The sequence below is a fragment of the Novosphingobium sp. CF614 genome (genome assembly GCF_900113255.1).
Lineage (GTDB): Bacteria > Pseudomonadota > Alphaproteobacteria > Sphingomonadales > Sphingomonadaceae > Novosphingobium.
The window spans coordinates 78443-99015 of sequence record NZ_FOOR01000006.1 but is presented as its reverse complement, the minus strand read 5'-3'; the positions used below and the strand labels follow the sequence as shown (position 1 = coordinate 99015).

Below are 20573 nucleotides of genomic sequence, written 5' to 3'. Positions count from 1 at the left end.
ATCCGTTCGTGTCGAGCGAAGTCGAGACACGTTGGTGCCGCGCGGGCGTGTCTCGACTTCGCTTGACACGAACGGACCCACGCAGGTCATGTGGCGTCACCCCTCTATCCGCGAAAAATCCGCCACGTTGTGCACTGCAACACGAAACCGATCAAGCAGGGCGAGACGGGTAATTCTCTTGGCGGGATCGGGATCGTTCACCGTCACTTCGTCAAAGAAGGCATCGATAGGCTTTCGCAGCGATGCCAACGCGGCCATCGCGGTGGAAAAATCTTCCGAGGCGACTGCCGCCGCCGCCTTCGGCTCCGCGCTGTCCAACGCGTCGACAAGTACCTTCTCCGCTTTTTCGGGCGTGTAGGAAAGTGTTTTTTTCGCTTCGATTCCAGCGGCATAGACGGCCCGCATATCCGGGTCGTCGACATTCTCCAGCGGATCCTCGTCAGCGGTGCGCGCGATGTGGTCCGCCTTGGCGGGGGCGGGCGAATCGAAGCTTTCCTTCTTGAGGATATTGGCCGCGCGCTTGTAGCCGGCGAGCAGGTTGGCGCCGTCCTCGGTCTCCACGAAAGCCTGGAGCGCATGGACCCGGGCGAGCAGGCGGACCAGATCGTCCTCCCCTCCGAGCGCGAACACCGCATCGATCAGGTCATGGCGGACGCCGGCTTCGCGTTGCTGGACTTTGAGGCGGTCGGCGAAGAAGTCGAACAATTTGTCGGCATCGTTGCGTGCCCCGACATGGGCATAAGACCAAAGCCCCTGTTCCGACTTTTCGAACCAGTCGCCAAAATTGTCGTCTTCAAGAGCATCCTGCGTGAAATAATTCTTTAGGAACGTTTGCTGATATTCGAAATCAGCAAACACGCGTGTATACACAAAGCGCCACGCGCCAAAGTCAGCGGCCTCTTTGAGCGGCAGACGGAGCCCGTGCTCAAGCAATAGTTGGATGACTCCGATTGCGGCTCGCCGGAGCGCAAACGGATCTTTGGATCCCGTCGGCAACAAATCCCACGAGAAAAACCCGAACAACGTATCCAGCTTGTCCGCCAACGACACCGCCACCGTCACCGGCGCGGTCGGCACCTCATCGCCCTGACCCACCGGCTTGTAGTGATCGCGGATGGCGTCGGCCACCGCATCCGGCAGGCCCTCGGCGCGGGCGTAGTAGCCGCCCATCAGACCTTGCAGTTCCGGAAACTCGCCGACCATCTCGGTGACGAGGTCGGCCTTGCACAGGCGCGCGGCGAGTTCGGCCTGGCCGGCCAGGTCCTCCCCGGCACGGGGAGGGGGACCGTCCGCAGGACGGTGGAGGGGATTGGCGTCCTCCCGCAGCGCCGCGTCGGGGCGCGAGTCCCCTCCACCACGCTTCGCGTGGTCCCCCTCCCCATTCCGGGGAGGAACTATCCCCTCTTCCACCAGCCAGCGGGCCAGCCTGGCCACGCGCTCGACCTTGTCGGCGACGGTGCCCAGCTTCTCGTGGAAAGTGATCCGCTTCAGCTTCTCGGCATGCTGGGACAGCGGCGTCTTGCGGTCCTGCTGCCAGAAGAACCGCGCGTCGGACAGGCGCGCGGCGAGGACCTTGCGGTTGCCGTCGACGATCGCCGCGCCGCCGTCGGTCGCGTCGATATTGGCGGTGCAGACGAAAGCGTTGGCGAGTTTTCCGGCGGTGTCCTCGCACACGAAATACTTCTGGTTCACCCGCGCGGTGAGCTGGATGACCTCGGGCGGGACTTCAAGAAACGCTTCGTCGAAACGGCCGAGCAGCGGCACCGGCCATTCGGTGAGGCCGGCGTTCTCGATCACCAGCCCTTCGTCCTCCACCAGCGTCAGGCCGGCCTCGGCCGCCGCCGCGCGCGCCTTTTCGCGCACGATGTCCTGCCGTTCCTCGTGGTTCACCAGCACGTGGCAGGCGCGCAGCTTGTCGGCATAATCGTGCGCGCCGCCGATGGTGATCTCGTCGGGATGGTGGAAGCGGTGGCCCTTGGTGGCATAGCCGGACCGGATGCCACCGACTTCGCATTCCACCAGGTCTTCGCCCAGGATCGCGACGATACCCGAAAGCGGGCGCACCCAGCGCAGGCTTTCGGTGCTGATCGAGGCCGCGCCCCAGCGCTGCGACTTGGGCCAGGGAAACGCGCGCACGATCGCCGGGATCGCTTCCGCCAATACCTCCCGAACCGCCCTGCCCGGCTTCTCTACCACCGCGAACCAGGTATCCTTGCCCTTGAGGTCGCGGATTTCGAGCTGGTCCTGGCGCAGGCCGGTCTTGCGCAGGAAGCCTTCCAGCGCCTGCACCGGCGCGCTGGTGGCGGGGCCCTTGGTCTCCTCGCTCACCGCCTCGGTGGTTTCCGGCAGGCCGCCCGCGATCAGCGCGAGCCGGCGCGGGGTGGACCAGACGGTGACCGGGCCGAGCGCGACGCCGGCGGCCTCCATCTCCTTGCGGAACAGCCTTTCCAGGTCGCCGCGCGCGCCCGCCTGCATGCGGGCGGGAATTTCCTCGGAGCGCAGTTCGAGAAGGAAGTCAGTCATGTCAGTGGGCCCGATAGGATCGAGAGGGCAGTGCGTCCGTCCTTCGACAGGTTCGGGACGAGCGGGGCGGGGGCAAGGGCTTGCGCGAGAGCCGATGCAGGAACGCCCTCTCCGTCCCGCTCAGGCCGAGCGTGTCGAAGCCCCCCGATGCAGAGCATCATGCCGTCCACCCGGGGAACCTGGCTTCCCACCCATCCCTGTTCTTGTCGATCCAGGCCTGGCACGATCCCTTGGCAAGGTCGCGCACGCGGCCGATATAGCTGGCGCGTTCCTGGACCGAGATCACGCCGCGCGCCTGGAGCAGGTTGAACACGTGGCTGGCCTCGATCGCCTGGTCATAGGCGGCCAGCGGTATGGCGGCATCGATGCAGCGCATGCACTCCGCCTCGGCCGCCCGGAACCCGGCGAACAGCGAATCCGTGTCGGCGATTTCGAAGTTGTACTTCGACTGCTGCTGCTCGTTGGCGAGGAAGACGTCGCCATAAGTCACGCCTTCGTTGTTGAACCTGAGGTCATAGACCCAGTCGACGCCCTGGATGTACATGGCCAGGCGTTCCAGGCCATAGGTCAGTTCGCCCGCCACCGGCTTGCAATCGAACCCGCCGATCTGCTGGAAATACGTGAACTGCGTCACCTCCATGCCATCGCACCAGACTTCCCAGCCCAGGCCCCAGGCGCCCAGCGTCGGGCTTTCCCAATCGTCCTCCACGAAGCGAATGTCATGCGCCAGCGGATCGACGCCGATCTTCGCCAGGCTGGCGAGGTAGAGTTCCTGCAGGTTCTCCGGGTTCGGCTTCAGGATCACCTGGTACTGGTAATAATGCTGGAGCCGGTTGGGGTTCTCGCCATAGCGCCCATCGGTCGGCCGGCGCGAGGGTTGCACATAGGCCGCCTTCCACGGCTCCGGCCCCAGCGCGCGCAGCGTGGTCGCCGGGTTGAACGTGCCCGCCCCCATGCGCATGTCGTAAGGCTGGAGGATCAGGCACCCTTGCGCGCTCCAGAAATCGTGGAGCGTCAGGATCATGTCCTGGAAACTGAGCGGCTGGCTATCAGCCTTGGCGGCGGCGGTGGGCATGGATTTTCCGTCGGGTTCTTGACGTCGGTCGTGACTGGCGGCCTTTGGCGGATCGGGCGGGTCAAATCAACCCGCGCAGAGCGGTTGGACAGGCGGCAGGTCGCTCCACAGGCGTTAATTGCGCGTTTCCCATTTCTGCCCCAAAGGACCCCCATGACCAAGTTCAAAACCTGGCTTCGCGCCGCGACCTGCGCGCTGGCCGTTCTCCCCGCCGTTCCCGCGCCCGCCCAGGACACCGCCCCGGTTTCCGCCGCCGCCGCGCCTGAGCCCGCCCGTCCGGCGCTGTGGAAGATCGCGGACGAGGACACCACGATCTGGCTCTTCGGCACGATCCATATCCTGCCCGGGAATGTCGACTGGTATGCCGGGCCGATCGCCGCCGCCTTCGATGCCTCGAGCGAACTCGTCACCGAAATTCCGATCGACCGGGCGCAGGATTCCCAGGCCGTGTTCCTCCAGAAAAGCCTGCGCCAGGATGGCAAGGCGCTGCGCGATACCCTGTCGGAGAAGGAGCGCGCCGCCTACGACGCCGGCATGGCCTCGATCGGGCTGCCGCCACCGGCGTTCGACAGGAACGATGCCTGGTTCGCGGCGCTGATGCTCACGCTGATCCCGCTCAAGGTCGCCGGCTACAACCTGGAAAGCGGTATCGATACGCAAGTGGGCGGCAGGGCCCGCGCCCGCCGCATGGAAAACGCGGCGCTGGAAAGCGCGGAATACCAGATCTCGCTGTTCGACACCCTGCCGGAGCAGACCCAGCGCCGCTACCTCGACCAGGTGGTCGAGGCGCTGCCGACGGTGAAGTCGGATATCGACGCCATGGTCGCGGCGTGGAAGGCCGGCAAGGCGGACGATCTGGCCCACCTGCTGAACGAGGAAGAGGACGATCCGAAACTGCGCAAGGTGCTGCTCACTGATCGCAACAGGATCTGGGCGAAATGGCTCAAGGCCCGTCTGGACAAGCCCGGCATCGTCTTCGTCGCGGTGGGTGCCGGCCATCTTGCCGGCAAGGGCAGCGTGCAGGACCAGCTGGCGCGCCGCGGCATCAAGTCGGTCCGGGTCCAGTAACCGGGCGATGCGCCGCCGGGCTGCCCTGTTCGCGGTTCTCGCGCTGGTCGCCTGTTCCCCCAAACCGCAGCAGGCCGATCCGGCGCTCTGGCGTGTCGAGGGGCCGCAAGGGACGACAGGCTGGCTCTTCGGCACGATCCACAGCGCTCCCCGCCCGCTCGACTGGCGGACGCCGGCGGTGCGCGATGCCCTGGGGCGCTGCGGCGCCGTCATGGTCGAAGTCGGCAATCTCGCGGACGAGGCGGTTGTGGCCGCCACTTTCGCGCGGCTGGCGAAAAGCGCCGGGCAGCCGCCCCTCTCGCAGCGCGTCGCGGCGCGGGACCGCCCTGCCCTCGCCGCGCTGCTCAAACAGGCCGGCTATCGCGACGGCGACTTCGCGGCGACGGATACCTGGGCGGCGGCCTTGACGCTGGCGCGCGCCGGGACGGACGAAGATGATGCGCGCAACGGTGTCGACCGGGCCGTCGTCGCCCTGGCGAATGGCCGGCCGGTGGTCGAGCTGGAGGGCGCCGCGCGCCAGCTCGGCCTGTTCGACTCCCTGCCGGAACGCGAGCAGCGCGACCTGCTGGGCGCGGTGGCCCGCGAGGCGGCGGAGCCGGACCATGACTTGTCCTCCAGCTGGCGCGCCGGAGACATGGCCGCGCTGGAAAAGGAGACCCGCGCCGGGCTGCTGGCAGACCCCGAACTGCGCGAAGTCCTGTTCACCGGACGCAACCGCGACTGGGCCGCCCGGATCGCCCAGGCGGTGCGGGCCGGACGCAAGCCTTTCGTGGCGGTCGGCGCCGCGCATATGGCCGGGCCCGACGGGCTTCCGGCGATGCTCGCGCGGCAGGGCTTCAAAGTGACCCGCATCGAATAGCGTGCGCCGATGCTTGCTTTTCCCGGGCGTTGCGCGTATGCGCGCGCCCTTCCCGTCATGGTCATCCCTGGAGGCGTGGCGGGCGGCATGGGCCGACAAGCGGTCCATTGCCGACTTCAATCCAGTTTTCGAAAGGCAAGTCCCATGAGCGATACGCTTAACCTGCCGGCCGAGACGCGCGAACGGGCTGGCAAGGGAGCCTCCCGTGCTCTGCGTCGCGATGGCCGCGTCCCCGCCGTTGTCTATGGTGGCAACGAAGAACCCCTCGCCATCCATGTCGAGGAAAAGGAGCTGACCCGTCAGCTCATGACCGGTCACTTCTTCAACTCGATCGTCGAGGTCGAAGTCGACGGCAAGAAGCTGCGGACGCTGCCCAAGGACGTCGCCTTCCATCCCGTCACCGACCGGCCGCTCCACGCCGATTTCCTGCGCCTCGCCAAGGACGCGACCGTGCATGTCAACGTGCCGGTGATTTTCGCCAACGAAGAGCTGTCGCCCGGCCTCAAGCGCGGCGGCGTGCTCAACGTCGTGCGTCACGAGCTGGAACTGGTCTGCGCCGCCGACAAGATCCCCGAGGAGATCGCCATCGACGTCACGGGCTTCGACCTGGGCGAATCGATCCACATCAGCCACGTGAAGCTTCCGGCCGGTTCGGCCAGCGCCATCACCGACCGCGATTTCACCATCGCGACGATCGTTGCCCCGTCGGCGCTCAAGAGCGAAGAAGGCGATACGACCAAGGCCGAGTAATCGGCTCCAGTACCGCTCCCTCTCCCGGGGGAGCGGCTTGGCCATGAGGGCACCGGATCGTGGGATATCCCTCATGATCCGATGCCCGCACCGGCGGGACCACCCGGCCTCTCGCCAAGCCTCCGGGGATCCCGGCGAAAGCCGGGATCCCGGGCCGGATCATTCCATTTCGAGGATCACGGCATCCACCGCCAGGCTTTCGCCCGCCGCGGCGTTGACCGATTTGACCACGCCCGCCTTCTCGGCGCGCAGGATGTTCTCCATCTTCATCGCTTCCACCACCGCCAGCGGCTGACCGGCTTCCACCTTGTCGCCTTCTCCGACATGGAGCGCGACCAGCAGGCCGGGCATCGGGCAGATCAGGAACTTCGAAAGATCCGGCGGGATCTTCTCGATCATGTGCCCGGCCAGCGAAGCGATGCGCGTGGGCAGGCAGTCGATCTTGTGGATCGCGCCGCGCGTCGTCATCCGGAAGCCGGTGCGGGTGACTTCAAGCTTGATGCCGATATCCTCATCGTCGACTTCGGCGGCTATGAAGTGGTCGCCCGGCGTATATTCCAGCGCCAGTTCGACTTCGGCGCCGTCCACCGTCACGAGGTCCTCGTCGATCACCACTTCGTAGGGGGTCTTCTCGATCGTCACCGTCCAGTCCGAGGGCGGATCGAGCGGGCTCGCCAGTTGCCCGTCGACGCGGCGCGCGCGGTCGGCGCGGGCGGTGGCGACGAAAGCGGCGACGGCGGCGAGCTTGACCTTGAGCTGGTCCGAGGCGGGCGCGCCGTGGAAGCCTTCCGGATATTCCTCGGCGATGAAGCCGGTGGTCAGCTCGCCCGATCGGAAGCGCGGATGCTGCATGATGGCCGAGACGAAATCGATGTTATGGCCCAGCCCCTCGATCTCGAAGGCATCGAGCGCGGCGATCTGCTTGTCCGCCGCCTCGTCGCGCGTTTCGCCCCAGGTAATCAGCTTGGCGATCATCGGATCGTAGAACATCGAGACTTCGCCGCCTTCGTAGACGCCGTCATCGACGCGCACGCCGTCGATGCCGCGCCGTCCGTTCTCGGCCGCGTCGTCGGTCCAGCCTTCCACCGGCGGCTGATAGCGCACGAGACGCCCGGTCGAAGGCAGGAAGCCGCGATAGGGATCCTCCGCATAGACGCGGTTCTCGATCGCCCAGCCGTCGATCCTGACATCGTCCTGCGTCATGTCCAGCTTCTCGCCGGCGGCGACGCGGATCATCTGCTCGACAAGGTCGACGCCGGTGATGCACTCGGTGACCGGGTGCTCCACTTGCAGGCGGGTATTCATCTCCAGGAAGTAGAAGCTCTCGCCCGTCGGGTCCGCGCCTGAGACGATCAATTCCACCGTGCCGGCCGAATAGTACCCCACCGCGCGCGACAGGGCGACGCACTGCTCGCCCATCGCCTTGCGCATTTTGGGCGTGACGAAGGGCGATGGCGCTTCCTCCACCACCTTCTGGTGGCGGCGCTGGATCGAGCATTCGCGCTCGTTCAGGTAAAGGATGTTGCCGTGCTTGTCGCCCAGGATCTGGATCTCGATATGGCGCGGGTTGAGGATGAATTTCTCAATGAAAACACGATCATCGCCGAAGGAGTTGAGACCCTCTCGCTTGGTCGCCTCGAAACCCTCGCGCACGTCCTTCTCGTCGTAGGCAAGGCGCATGCCCTTGCCGCCGCCGCCGGCCGAGGCCTTCATCATCACCGGATAGCCGATCTCGTTGGCGATGCGCACGGCATGCTCGGTATCCTCGATCTCACCGACGAAGCCGGGCACGACGTTGACGCCGGCAGCCTTGGCAAGCTTCTTGGATTCGATTTTGTCCCCCATCGCCGCGATGGCGCCGACGGGCGGGCCGATGAACTCGATCCCTTCCGCCGCCAGCGCTTCCGCGAAACTGGTGCGCTCGGACAGGAAGCCATAGCCCGGATGAACCGCCTCGGCGCCGGTCTGCTTGCAGGCGGCGATGATCTTATCCGCGATCAGATAGGACTGCGCGGCCGGCGCCGGCCCGATATGCACCGCCTCATCCGCCATCTTCACGAACGGCGCGCGCGCGTCGGCGTCCGAATAGACGGCCACCGTCTGGATACCCATGCGGCGCGCGGTCTTGATGACGCGGCAGGCGATCTCGCCCCGGTTTGCGATGAGGATTTTTTTGAACATTTTAGTCCCTGTCTTCCGTTAGCATGCGCAAGCGATCACCATCACTAACGAGCTTATTCAAACGCCGAAACGCAGCCGCGCTGACACTACGTTGCCCATCCCAACTGGCCGGCAATACGTGCCTGACCGGTTCTTCTGGGCCATTGTAAACCACTTCGCCAATGCACTGGTCATAGTCGAAATGAAAAAAGAGGAGATGGTCTGCGGATGTCTCGACAAGCCTAAAGGGTGCCCCCCTTTTTGTGCCGCTGGCTTTGACTTGCACAGAACGACCGTCTGGCGCGTAGCCGTCGATACCCTCATTGCTTCGGCCAGTTAGCATTATGCCAAACAGGTCCGCTGCTACGGCCTCGCCTAAATCGCCAACCAGATTACCATCAAAGGTAAACCGGAGGTCGATATCCTTGTAATGGTCCTTCAACTCGTTGCGCGCGCTAACGAGCTTCGAGATAGAAGGGGGCAACTTGAAGGTTGTCACCCAAACGCCTCCAGCTTCGCGCAGCCCTTCGGCATCCGCTCCGCCGCAACTTCAGCCTCGGTCTGCTGCACTGCCATCGCCTTCAACCCAAGCCGGGCGAACATCGCCGCATCGTTGTCATCGCCCGCATTGGGCGCGGTGAGCAGCTTGTCGCCGGTGAAGATCGAGTTGGCGCCGGCCAGGAAGCACATCGCCTGCGTCATCTCCGACATCGACTCGCGCCCGGCGGAGAGACGCACCATCGCGCCGGGCATGGTGATCCGCGCCGCCGCCACCGTGCGCACGAACTCCACGTCGTCGATCCTGGCGAGCGGGGTGTCGGCCAGCATGTCGCCCAGCACCGTGCCCTTGACCGGCACCAGCGCATTGACCGGCACCGACTGCGGATGGCTCGGCAGGGTCGCCAGCGTATGGATGAAGCCGACGCGGTCGGCGCGCGTCTCGCCCATGCCGACGATCCCGCCCGAGCAGACGTTGATCCCGGCCATGCGCACGTTGGACAGCGTATCGAGCCGGTCTTCCATCGTGCGGGTGGTGATGACCTGGTCGTAACGTTCGGGCGAAGTATCGATATTGTGGTTGTAGTAATCGAGCCCCGCCGCGGACAACATCCCCGCCTGCTCGGGCGTGAGCATGCCCAGCGTCATGCAGGTTTCCATGCCCATCGCCCGCACGCCCTTCACCATCTCGATGATGGCGGGCATGTCGCGGTCCTTGGGATTGCGCCAGGCGGCGCCCATGCAGAAGCGGGTGGAGCCGTTGTCGCGCGCCTGCGCGGCGCGTTGCAGCACTTCCTGCACTGCAAGCAGCTTGGTCGCCTTGATGCCGCTGTCCGCCTTGACCGACTGCGCGCAATAGCCGCAATCCTCCTGGCACCCGCCGGTCTTGATCGAAAGCAGGGTGGAAAGCTGCACTTCGTTCGCCGGATGGTTGGCGCGATGGACCTCGGCCGCGCGGAAGACCAGCTCGGTGAACGGCAGGTCGAACAGCGCGGCGATTTCCTCCCGCGTCCAATCATTGCGGGCCCAATCACTAAGAGGCTGGTCGGTGCGGGGCTGCGTCATCACTCGGCCGCTTCCAGCTCGCTGCCCAGCGGCGGCATGTTGTGGCCCAGGAGGCGCAGCATGTCGGCGGCGCATTCGACCACGTTGGACCCCGGGCCGTAGATGCCCTGGACGCCGGCTTTCTTGAGGAAGTCATAGTCCTGCGGCGGGATCACGCCGCCGGCGACGACCTTGATGTCCGAACGGCCGGCGGTGCGCAAATGGCCGATCAGTTCGGGGATCAGCGTCTTGTGGCCGGCCGCGAGCGAGGAGGCACCGATCGAATCGACATTGTTGTCCAAGGCCATCTTGCAGGCCTCTTCCGGGGTCTGGAACAAGGGGCCGGACACGACATCGAAGCCCATGTCGGTAAAGGCCGAGGCGATCACGTTGGCGCCGCGATCGTGGCCGTCCTGGCCCATCTTGGCGACGAACATCTTCGGCGCGCGGCCCAGGCGGCGGGTCACCGCCTCGACGCCGTCCAGCACCTGCTGGTAGCGCGAATCGCCGGCATAGGCGGAACCGTAGATGCCCTTGACCGGGGTTGGGAAGGTGCCGTGGCGGCCAAACACGGCTTCCATCGCGTCCGAGATCTCGCCCAGGGTGGCGCGGTGCCGGGCGGCTTCGACCGCGAGTTCGAGCAGGTTGCCCTGGCCCTTCGCGCCTTCGGTCAGCGCGGCCAGCGCGGCGCGGCACCTGGCCTCGTCGCGCCCGGCGCGCACCGCGTTGATGCGCGCGATCTGCGCATCGCGCACGGCGTGGTTATCGACTTCGAGCGTCTCGATCTGGTCTTCGTTGGCAAGGCGGTACTTGTTGACGCCGACGATCACGTCGTCACCCTTGTCGACGCGGGCCTGGCGCCCGGCCGCGGCTTCCTCGATCATCGCCTTGGGCCAACCGGCGGCGACCGCCTTGGCCATACCGCCATCGGCCTCGACCCGCTCGATGATCTCCCAGGCCTTGTCGACCAGTTCCTGGGTGAGCGCTTCGATGTAGTAGGAGCCGCCCAGCGGATCGACGACATTGCACATGCCGGTCTCTTCCTGGATGACGATCTGGGTGTTGCGCGCGATGCGGGCCGAAAAGTCGGTCGGCAGCGCGATCGCTTCGTCGAGCGCGTTGGTGTGCAGCGACTGGGTGCCGCCCAGCATCGCCGCCATCGCCTCGATCGTGGTGCGGATGACGTTGTTGTAGGGGTCCTGCTCCTGCAGCGAAACGCCCGAGGTCTGGCAGTGGGTGCGCAGCATCTTGCTGCGTTCGGACTTGGCGCCCAGCTTGGTCATCACCCGGTGCCACAGCACCCGCGCGGCGCGCAGCTTGGCGACTTCCATGAAGAAGTTCATGCCGATCGCGAAGAAGAACGAAAGGCGGCCGGCGAACTTGTCGATATCGAGGCCGCTGGCGACGCCGTACTTCACGTATTCCATGCCATCGGCGATGGTGAAGGCCAGTTCCTGCACCTGCGTCGCCCCGGCTTCCTGCATGTGGTAGCCGGAGATCGAAATGCTGTTGAATTTCGGCATGTTGGCCGAGGTATATCCGAAGATGTCGGAAATGATCCGCATGCTCGGCTCGGGCGGGTAGATGTAGGTGTTGCGGACCATGAACTCCTTGAGGATGTCGTTCTGGATGGTCCCGTCCAGCTGCTCGGTAGGGACGCCCTGCTCCTGGCCCGCGACGATGAAGAAGGCCAGGATCGGGATCACCGCGCCGTTCATGGTCATCGAAACCGACATCTGGTCGAGCGGGATGCCGTCGAACAGGATCTTCATGTCCTCCACCGAATCGATGGCGACGCCGGCCTTGCCGACATCGCCCACCACGCGCGGGTGGTCGGAATCGTAACCGCGATGGGTGGCGAGGTCGAAGGCGACCGAAAGGCCCTTCTGCCCGGCCGCCAGGTTGCGGCGATAGAAGGCGTTGGATTCCTCGGCGGTGGAAAAGCCCGCGTACTGGCGAATGGTCCACGGCCGGCCGGCGTACATGGAGGCCTTCACGCCGCGCGTATAGGGCGCGAAGCCCGGCAGGCCCGGATCGACGGTCACGTCCTCGGCAGTGTAGAGCGGTTTCACCGCGATGCCTTCAGGCGTGTTCCAGGTCAGGTCCTTGCCCTTGACCTCCTTGCTTGCCGCCGCCTGCCAGTCTTCGATCGTCGGTTTGTCAGTCACTTGCCATCTCCGTTCGTCTCGAGCGAAGTCGAGAGACGTTGCGTGGGGGCCGGACGTGTCTCGACTTCGCTCGACACGAACGGCGCGCGAATCAATGCGCCGCCTTGGGCGTCTCCATAATCTCGGTCAGCTGTCCGCCCATATCCTTGGGATGGACGAAAATGATAGGCGTGCCGTGCGCGCCGATACGCGGTTCGCCGAGCACCCGCTTGCCGAGGCTTTCGAACCAGGCCTTGGCGGCGTGAATATCCGGCACTTCGTAGCAGATATGATGCTGGCCCCCGAGCGGGTTCTTCTCCAGCCACTTGCCGACCGCCGAATCCGGCGAAGTCGGTTGGAGCAGCTCCACTTGCGTCCCGGCCGTACCGCCCTCACCCGGCGTGTTGACGAAGCACACGCGCACCTGCTGGCTTTCCAGCACGAACGGCTCGGTGATGTCGGCTGCTCCCATGACGTCGCGGTAAAACGCGATCGAGGCATCGAGATCCGGCGTGGCGACGCCGATGTGGTTCAAACGGCCGAGTTTCATGTCACTCTCCATCACTCTTCCGGCGCAGGACTGACGGAGGGGTAGAAGCCCCTCCACACCGGTCCGGCCTGCAATCGACAATTCTCGACCCCTCCACCACCGACTGCGTCGGCGGTCCCCCTCCCCCCTGAGCCTGTCGAAGGGCGGGGAGGATCGGAAGGGCCGTTCCATTCACGCGCAGTTCTCGATGACCATGGCGATGCCCTGCCCGCCGCCGATGCACATGGTGATGAGGCCGTACTTGCCGCCGGTCCGCTTCAGTTCATACATGCATTTGACCGTGAGTATGCAGCCCGTGGCGCCCACCGGGTGGCCGAGCGAAACGCCCGAGCCGTTGGGGTTCACCTTGTCCGGATCGAAGCCCAGCACTTTGGCGACGGCGGCGGCCTGCGCGGCGAAGGCTTCGTTGCTTTCGATCACGTCGATCTGATCGAGCGAGAGGCCGGCGCGCGCGAGCGCGATCGGCACCGCCTTGATCGGCCCCTCGCCCATGTATTCCGGCTCGACCCCGGCATGCCCCCAGGCGACCACGCGGGCCATCGGCTTGAGACCGCGCTTCTCCACCTCGCTGCCGGTCGCCAGCACCACCGCGCCGGCACCGTCGTTGATGCCGCTGGCATTGCCGGCGGTGACGGTGCCGTCCTTCTTGAAGGCGGGGCGCATCGCCGCGAGGACTTCCAGCGTCGTTTCCGCGCGCGGATGCTCGTCGGTATCGAAGACGGTCACGCCCTTGCGGGTCTTGATCTCGATCGGAAGGATCTGCTCCTTGAACCGGCCTTCCGCGATGGCGCGACTGGCGCGCTGGTGGCTGGTGGCCGAAAGCGCGTCCATGTCCTGGCGCGTGACCTGATGGCGCTCGGCCACGTTCTCGGCGGTAATGCCCATGTGATAATTGCCGATGGCATCGGTCAAACCCAGGGTGAGCGCGTCTTCCTGGGTATTCGCGCCCATCTTGCGGCCCCAGCGCACGCCGTGATCGTGATAGGGGACGTTGGACATCGATTCGGTGCCGCCCGCGACACAGATCGCGGCTTCGCCCAGCTTCATCATCTGCGCCGAAGAGATGATCGCCTGCACGCCAGAGCCGCACAGGCGGTTCAGCGTCAGCGCCGGGGTGGCCAGCGGAATGCCGGCGTTGATGCTGACGACGCGCGAAAGCATCTCGTCACGTGCGCTGGTGGGCATGACCTGGCCGATAACGACATGGTCGACCGCCTCGGCTTCGATCCCGGCCCGCTTGAGCGCCTCGGAGGCGACCATGCCGCCCAGCTCGGCGGGCATGAAGGACTTCAGCGAGCCGCCGAAATCCCCGATGGCGGTGCGAACGCCGCTGACGATGTAGATATCTTCCATGGCCATCCTTCAGTTTTCCTCTAGCCGAGGCGGCTGTGAACCCCGGCCGGTAGTCATCTCAATCATCGTCTCGATGCGCACCACGCGCTTGTCGACGGAGTAAAGATCGCTTGCCAGTGCCTTTACGTCCCCGGCGATCCTGTCGGCGCTGCTTTCGAGCCGCTCGGCCCGAAACTGCAACTGCACGACGCCCTGGATCGTCTTGATCGCGTCGCCAAGCGCACTCACTTCGGAAACCCCGCTTCGCGCCGCATCCGTTCCAGTTCACGGTGCGTTTCGTCCAGCTTGCGAATGGTACGATCGAGGCAGTCGTGTATCTTGGGCAGTGCTTCGCCGAGTTCCTGGACCAGCAGCGCGAGCTGCTCTTCCTCAGCCACGTCGCCTTCGGCCAGATATCGCATCGAGGCTTCGCGCAGAACATGGCCGACCGACTTGCCGCTGCCGGCGGCATAGGCATCGAGCGCAGCCTTCTGGGCAGGCGTGGTGAGGAAGGTTACGCGTTCAGTCTGCATGCCGAAGGCTCCTTAACATTATAAGGTCATTATAATGTCGGAGCATACCTCCTGCTATAGGGGAATGTTGTCGTGCTTCTTCCACGGGTTCTCGAGCTGCTTGCCGCGCAGCTTGCGAAGCCCCAGGGCGATGCGGCGACGGGTCGAGTGCGGGTAGATCACTTCGTCGATATAGCCCCGGCTGGCGGCCACGAAGGGATTGGCGAAGCGGTCCTCGTATTCCTTGGTGGCGGCGGCCATGCCTTCCGCGTCGCGGCCGCGGAAAATGATCTCCACCGCGCCCTTGGCGCCCATCACCGCGATCTCGGCGGTGGGCCACGCATAGTTGAGGTCGCCGCGCAAATGCTTGGAGCTCATGACGTCATAGGCGCCGCCGTAAGCCTTGCGGGTGATGACGGTGATCTTCGGCACGGTCGCCTCGGCATAGGCGAACAGCAGCTTGGCGCCGTGCTTGATGATGCCGTTGTGCTCCTGGTCGGTGCCCGGCAGGAAGCCGGGAACGTCTACGAAAGTGATGATCGGGATGTTGAAGGCATCGCAGAAGCGCACGAAGCGCGCGGCCTTCTTCGAGGAATTGATGTCGAGCACGCCCGCCAGCACCATCGGCTGGTTGGCGACGATACCGATGGTCTTGCCCTCCATGCGGCCGAAGCCGATCAGGATGTTGCCGGCGTGCAGCGGCTGGAGTTCGAAGAATTCGCCCTCGTCAAGGGTCTTCCGGATCACCTCGCGCATGTCATAGGGCTGGTTCGCGGAAGGCGGGATGATAGTGTCCAGGCTCTCCTCGGCGCGATCCCACGGATCGGCGCAAGGGCGCTCGGGCGCGTCGTCGCGGTTGGAAGACGGCAGGAAATCGAAGAAATCGCGCGCGGCCAGCAGCGCCTCGATATCGTTTTCCAGCGCCAGGTCGGAAACCGAGGTCTTGCTGGAATGGGTGATCGCGCCGCCCAGTTCCTCCTGCGTGACCACTTCGTTGGTGACGGTCTTGACCACGTCGGGGCCGGTCACGAACATGTAGGAGCTGTCCTTCACCATGAAGATGAAGTCGGTCATCGCCGGGGAATAGACCGCGCCGCCCGCGCACGGGCCCATAATCAGCGAAAGCTGCGGCACCACGCCGGATGCGAGCACGTTGCGCTGGAAGACGTCGGCATAGCCGCCGAGCGAGGCGACGCCTTCCTGGATGCGCGCACCGCCGGAATCGTTGAGGCCGATCACCGGAGCGCCGACCTTCATCGCCGCGTCCATCACCTTGCAGATCTTCTGCGCGTGACGGGCCGAGAGCGAGCCGCCGAACACCGTGAAGTCCTGGCTGAAGACATAGACGAGGCGGCCGTTGATGGTGCCCGAACCGGTGACCACGCCATCGCCGGGAATCCGCTGATCCTGCATGCCGAAATCGATGCAGTCATGCTCGACGTAGAGATCCATCTCCTCGAAACTGCCTTCGTCGAGGAGGACTTCGAGCCGTTCGCGCGCGGTGAGCTTGCCCTTGGCGTGCTGCGCGTCGATGCGTTTCTGCCCGCCGCCCATCTTGGCGGCGGCGCGGCGCTTCTCCATTTCGGCGATATTTGCTGACATCCGGCTTCCTTGTCCGCAGTGGCCCCAGCATGATTTGCTGCAAGTGCTAAAGGCAGGTCGAAGCGCTCAGGTCAATAGCTTTTAATCGCTCGATTAAGGGAAACGCGGCGGCGATCCGGCAGTGTTTGACATCGTTCCGGACTCGCATCCTGGGATCATGGAAATCCCGCCTTACTTCATCAGCACCAGTTCCTCCGACATGGTCGGGTGAATGGCGACGGTCGCGTCGAAATCGGCCTTGGTCAGTCCGGCCTTCACCGCCACGGCGGCGACCTGCATGATCTCCGGCGCGTCCGGACCGATCATGTGGATGCCGACGACGCGCCCGGTCGCGGCATCGCAGACCATCTTGTAAAGCGCGCGTTCGTTGCGATGAGCGACCACGTTCTTCATCGGCCGGAAGTCGCTGGTATAGACCTCGATCGCGCCAAGCTGGTTGCGCGCCTGCGCCTCGGTCAACCCCACGCCGGCGATCGGCGGATGGCTGAACACCGCCGAGGGGATGCACGAATAGTCGACCGTGGCCGGCTTGCCGCCGAACACCGTGTCGGCGAAGGCCTGCCCCTCGCGAATGGCCACCGGGGTAAGCTGCACGCGGTCGGTCACGTCGCCGATCGCGTAGATGTGATCGACGCTGGTCTTTGAATAGGCGTCGACGACGATCGCGTTGCCCTCGTTCACCGCCACCCCCGCCGCGTCGAGGCCGAGCCCTTCGATATTCGGGACGCGGCCGGTGGCGAACATCACGCAGTCCACTTCCAGCGGATCGTGGTTGGTCATGAACACCGTCAACGAGCCGTCCCGGTTCTTCTCGATCTTCTCGAAGGCGGCCTGGAAACGGAAATCGATGCCCTTGGCGATGGAAATCTGCAGCAGGCGATCGCGCAAGGCTTCGTCATAGCCGCGCAGCAACTGGTCCGAACGGTTCATCAAAGTCACCCGCGCGCCGAATTCGTGGAAGATCCCGGCGAATTCATTGGCGATATAGCCCGCGCCCGCGATCAGCACACGCCTGGGGATGGCATCGAGGTGGAACGCCTCGTTCGAAGTGATGCCAAGCTCGTGCCCTGGAAAGGACGGCACGTGCGGCCGCGCGCCGGTGGCGACGAGGATATACCCGGCGGTCTTCCTTTCCCCGCTGGAAAGCGTGATTTCGTGAGGCCCGGTGATCGTCGCGCGCTCATGGAAGATCTCGACTCCATGGTTCTCCAGCGTCTGCGTGTACAGGCCGTTGAGCCGGTCGACATCGCCCAGCACGTTGTCGCGCAGCTTCACCCAGTCGAACCTGCATTCGGGAATGTCCCATCCGAAGTGGCGCGCATCCTCGAGATCCTCGGCGAAGTGGGCGCCGTAGACCAGCATCTTCTTGGGCACGCAGCCGCGAATCACGCATGTGCCGCCGACCCGGTACTCCTCGGCCACGGCGACCCGCGCACCATGCGCGGCGGCCACGCGACTGGCGCGCACGCCGCCCGAACCGGCACCGATCGTGAAGAGGTCGTAGTCGTATTCGGCCATGGAGATGCTCCTGTCGCGCGTGCCCGAAAGGCTTCGGGGGCGCATATGGAGCATGGACCGGGTGATTGCCAACCACTGCTTGCCGCCGGCCCCCGCGTTCCGATCGCCGCAAGCGGTTCACCAATCATCGCAATCTAATTGTCTACCATTTGAATTGAGAATATAGCGCAGGATGTCACTGTCGTCGGACGGCGGACATAGACGGGAGTATCAAGATGGCTCGAACGAATCCCCCCGCAACCGAGGCACAGGCACCGCTCGTTCTGCTTGTCCCCGGTCTCGACGGCAGCGGCCCCGGCCATTGGCAAAGGCGCTGGGCCGAGGAAATGGACGATTGCCGCATGGTCGACCTCGGCCAATGGACCGCCCCGCACCGCAACACCTGGATCAACCGCCTGAACCTGGCGGTGCATCGTGCCGGCCGGCCGGTGGTGCTGGTGGCGCATAGCCTGGGCTGCCTGCTCACCGCCTGGTGGGCCAAGTTCGAACAGCCCGGCTGGTCGACCCCGGTGGTCGGCGCGCTGCTGGTCGCTCCGCCCGAAGTCGACTTCTTTCCCCGCGACGAGCGACTCAACGGCTTCGCGCCGACACCCGGCGATCGGCTGCCGTTCCCCTCGATCCTGGTAGCCAGTCGCGACGATCCGTGGATCGGCTTCGCCACCGCGAAAATGCTCGCCCGCCAATGGGGCAGCCGTTTCGTCGACGCCGGCAACGCGGGACATATCAACGCGGATTCGGGACTGGGCGGCTGGGAGCAAGGCAAACGGCTGCTCGCACGGCTGACCCAGGGCGATGCCGCCCGCGCCGCGCCGACACCCATGCCGATCCACGCCGACTGGTCGGAAGGTCTCGAATACCGCGCGTGATTTTCGCATAGGAGAGGATTGCCGGGACGGGGCTGAACCCGTCCCGGCAAACCGTCACGCCGGCCCCGGCCGCGCGATCACGCCCGCGACGCGGTTGTCACAGGCGATAGGAGAGCGTGATGATGCCGGTGGGCTGGGTCTTCTTCTCGACGAACGGACTGTCCTTCATGTCACCGATGAGCGACGTGACACCGCCCGTCGCGCTCAGCGTGATCCGATCGGTCAGGCGGTACGAGGCCGTCAGCAGGCCGGAAACGTCCTTGAAACCCGAACCCGTCGTGAATTGCGGCAGGCCGGAAGCGAGGGATTCCGCCGGAGTCACCCCGAAATAGCGATCGTTGTACTTCCGGTCCGCCCAGGTCGTACCGATCATCGGCGTCAGCGTGAAGCGGGAAGAGACTTCGATCGGGTAGGACAGGCTCGCATCGGCGATCAGGCCCTTGGTGCCTCCCGACACTACCTTGGTGGCGCCGAGCGTAGCCACGAAGCCGCCGGCATGGATGTTCGTGAACAGCCGCGCGCCGATGCCGTCCTTCAGCTTGTCGATGCCCTCGGGCACGTCCTTTCTGCGATACCCCTGGACGAAGACCATGCTGGCGCCGATCTCGATATTGTCGGTGCTGATCGGCGCGACGCCGATGCCGTTGCGCAGATTCGCGAAGAACCAGCCTTCCTTGATGTCGATCACCGGCAAGGGAAGCACGCGCATGTCGTCCGAGCCCTGATAGGCCGGGATCGCCGCCACGCCCGCGCCCAGGACGACATGATTCTGGTCCTGCGCCTGCGCGGCGTTTGACCATAGCGCGCCGGCCGCAAGGGCGATCAACGCGCCGGAACGACGATATTTTCCGAGCAAACAGTTCATCATGGTTGGATTCGCTTTCTTGTCCTTCGCCCGTGCAAAAGGCCGTGGTGGGAAGATTGCGCGGTGAAGCGCGATAAGGGCGTGGAGGCGTATCGCGACGATCACGCCTCCACGCAGTTGTCCGGCGCGGTTTCAGGAGGGGTGCCGCTGCCGGGGTGGGAGGAGGTTGGCCAGGCTATTCGTCCGGCTTTTCCTGCGAGATGCTGGTCCCCGCGACCTGGGGCATGTAGAGGCCGGTCACGTTTCCAACCACGCCGCTCGCCACCGTTCGTCCGATGTTCTTGCGCGGGCCCAGACGCTCGCAGGGGTCCGGCTTGCCGATCTTGATCTTGGGGCGTTCCTTGGTGGCGAAAGCCTTGGCCACTTTGTCGCCCAAGGGCTCCGCCAGTTGCAACGCGTCGCCGGCCCGCGACAGCGAAGGCTTCGTTCGCCCCACAATACCGGCGTTCTTGGTCCACAGCATCGAAGCGACCTGGCGGCCATCGGGCGCGAGCATTTCGGATTCCACCGCGAGACCTCCGGTCGATGCCGGCACGCGGAAATTGACCATCGGTATCGGATTGACGAAATCGACCGCCGCGGCCGCCACCGATCCGACCCGGCTGTTGGATTGCAGGCGCACGATCTCGGTCCTGATCGTGCCGGCACCCGGGGCCGGTTCCGGAGCGACGAGGAAGCGCTTGCTGACCTCGAAGCAGATCTGCCGGTTGACTTCGTGCAGCACCATCGCCTTTTCTTCGGCGGTCAGTTCCGTTTCGATGCCGGGCGCGATGGTGACGGGCTGGATGAACACCATCTGGATCGCATCAGAGGCTTTGTCGTCGCGATGGAAGGCGGAGGACTTCCTGTTCCGCTCCGCCGCGGGCAGGCCCGCATAGCTGGAAAGATAGCCCGACTTCGCGGCCGGGCTGCTCTGGCAGGCGGATGCGGCAAGGGCCATGGCGGCAAGGACCAGGGGCCGGCCGGCCGGCGCGATTCTGCGCCATTTGCCCTCACCGTTCCGCGCGGGACGGGCGGACGGCTCTCGGCCGATGTCCCCAAGGACCGCGCGATCGCCATGATCGCCGCCCTCGACAGGGTTTTCGTCGGAAAACTTCACCGATATCCTCTTACTATTCAGCCCTGGTTCGACCCGAGGGCGCTGGGGGATGGGCGAAGCGCATGCCTGGGGAGGCCCGCTTCTACTGGTGAGACACCGCGGGTC

18 protein-coding genes are annotated in these 20573 nt (G+C 65.1%); 4 read left to right on the top strand and 14 right to left on the bottom strand.

Annotated features, from left to right (window positions below; translation table 11 throughout):
* Positions 1–96 precede the first annotated feature (96 nt).
* Both glyS and BM052_RS09100 read right to left on the bottom strand, forming a co-directional pair.
* A complete protein-coding gene (gene glyS, locus BM052_RS09105) occupies positions 97–2523 on the bottom strand; it encodes a glycine--tRNA ligase subunit beta (protein WP_091145797.1) in 2427 nt (808 codons plus the stop codon).
* 157 nt (positions 2524–2680) lie between these two features.
* On the bottom strand, positions 2681–3598 hold the full coding sequence (locus tag BM052_RS09100) for a glycine--tRNA ligase subunit alpha (protein WP_091145795.1): 918 nt from the start codon (positions 3596–3598) through the stop codon (positions 2681–2683).
* A 153-nt stretch (positions 3599–3751) separates the two neighbouring features.
* Here BM052_RS09100 and BM052_RS09095 point away from each other — a divergent pair, with 153 nt between their 5' ends.
* The 3 genes from BM052_RS09095 (at position 3752) to BM052_RS09085 (ending at position 6275) form a co-directional block, all read left to right on the top strand.
* Positions 3752–4666: a TraB/GumN family protein gene (locus BM052_RS09095; RefSeq protein ID WP_091145792.1), complete on the top strand. Its 915-nt coding sequence runs from the start codon at positions 3752–3754 to the stop codon at positions 4664–4666.
* Between the two features lie 7 nt (positions 4667–4673).
* Complete coding sequence (locus BM052_RS09090; RefSeq protein WP_091145790.1) at positions 4674–5525, top strand: TraB/GumN family protein; 852 nt, start codon at positions 4674–4676, stop codon at positions 5523–5525.
* A gap of 144 nt (positions 5526–5669) precedes the next feature.
* Positions 5670–6275: a 50S ribosomal protein L25/general stress protein Ctc gene (locus BM052_RS09085; protein ID WP_091145787.1), complete on the top strand. Its 606-nt coding sequence runs from the start codon at positions 5670–5672 to the stop codon at positions 6273–6275.
* A 159-nt stretch (positions 6276–6434) separates the two neighbouring features.
* On the opposite strand, the gene BM052_RS09080 is transcribed toward BM052_RS09085, so the two are convergent.
* The 10 genes from BM052_RS09080 to gor form a co-directional block, all read right to left on the bottom strand.
* The gene (locus BM052_RS09080; protein WP_091145784.1) at positions 6435–8456 is read right to left on the bottom strand and encodes an acetyl-CoA carboxylase biotin carboxylase subunit; all 2022 of its coding nucleotides are present in this window, start codon (positions 8454–8456) and stop codon (positions 6435–6437) included.
* A gap of 1 nt (position 8457) precedes the next feature.
* A complete protein-coding gene (locus BM052_RS09075; protein ID WP_091145781.1) occupies positions 8458–8934 on the bottom strand; it encodes a DUF6998 domain-containing protein in 477 nt (158 codons plus the stop codon).
* Positions 8931–9998 (bottom strand): biotin synthase BioB, encoded by a 1068-nt coding sequence (bioB, locus tag BM052_RS09070; protein ID WP_091145778.1) that lies wholly within the window; start codon positions 9996–9998, stop codon positions 8931–8933. Before bioB ends, BM052_RS09075 begins: the two co-directional genes overlap by 4 nt.
* On the bottom strand, positions 9998–12145 hold the full coding sequence (gene scpA, locus BM052_RS09065) for a methylmalonyl-CoA mutase (protein ID WP_091145775.1): 2148 nt from the start codon (positions 12143–12145) through the stop codon (positions 9998–10000). The genes bioB and scpA overlap by 1 nt, the downstream gene beginning before the upstream one ends.
* Positions 12146–12236: 91 nt before the next feature.
* Entirely contained in the window at positions 12237–12674 is a 438-nt protein-coding gene (gene mce / locus BM052_RS09060; protein ID WP_091145773.1) for a methylmalonyl-CoA epimerase, read from the bottom strand.
* Between the two features lie 171 nt (positions 12675–12845).
* Positions 12846–14027 (bottom strand): beta-ketothiolase BktB, encoded by a 1182-nt coding sequence (gene bktB / locus BM052_RS09055; RefSeq protein WP_091145770.1) that lies wholly within the window; start codon positions 14025–14027, stop codon positions 12846–12848.
* 9 nt (positions 14028–14036) lie between these two features.
* Complete coding sequence (locus BM052_RS09050; RefSeq protein ID WP_091145767.1) at positions 14037–14255, bottom strand: hypothetical protein; 219 nt, start codon at positions 14253–14255, stop codon at positions 14037–14039.
* Positions 14252–14539 carry a hypothetical protein gene (locus BM052_RS09045; protein ID WP_091145765.1) on the bottom strand — a complete coding sequence of 96 codons (288 nt, stop codon included), beginning with the start codon at positions 14537–14539 and terminating at the stop codon, positions 14252–14254. Before BM052_RS09045 ends, BM052_RS09050 begins: the two co-directional genes overlap by 4 nt.
* Positions 14540–14593: 54 nt before the next feature.
* On the bottom strand, positions 14594–16120 hold the full coding sequence (locus BM052_RS09040) for an acyl-CoA carboxylase subunit beta (RefSeq protein ID WP_091145762.1): 1527 nt from the start codon (positions 16118–16120) through the stop codon (positions 14594–14596).
* A gap of 171 nt (positions 16121–16291) precedes the next feature.
* Complete coding sequence (gene gor, locus BM052_RS09035; protein WP_091146075.1) at positions 16292–17638, bottom strand: glutathione-disulfide reductase; 1347 nt, start codon at positions 17636–17638, stop codon at positions 16292–16294.
* A 215-nt stretch (positions 17639–17853) separates the two neighbouring features.
* On the opposite strand from gor, the gene BM052_RS09030 reads away from it, so the two are divergent.
* A complete protein-coding gene (locus BM052_RS09030) occupies positions 17854–18504 on the top strand; it encodes an RBBP9/YdeN family alpha/beta hydrolase (protein WP_091145761.1) in 651 nt (216 codons plus the stop codon).
* A 97-nt stretch (positions 18505–18601) separates the two neighbouring features.
* Here the strand turns inward: BM052_RS09030 and BM052_RS09025 are convergent, their stop codons facing one another.
* Both BM052_RS09025 and BM052_RS09020 read right to left on the bottom strand, forming a co-directional pair.
* On the bottom strand, positions 18602–19369 hold the full coding sequence (locus BM052_RS09025) for a MipA/OmpV family protein (protein ID WP_255406046.1): 768 nt from the start codon (positions 19367–19369) through the stop codon (positions 18602–18604).
* 175 nt (positions 19370–19544) lie between these two features.
* Positions 19545–20468, bottom strand: a complete 924-nt coding sequence (locus tag BM052_RS09020; RefSeq protein WP_091145757.1) for a DUF3313 family protein — start codon at positions 20466–20468, stop codon at positions 19545–19547.
* Positions 20469–20573: the final 105 nt, after the last annotated feature.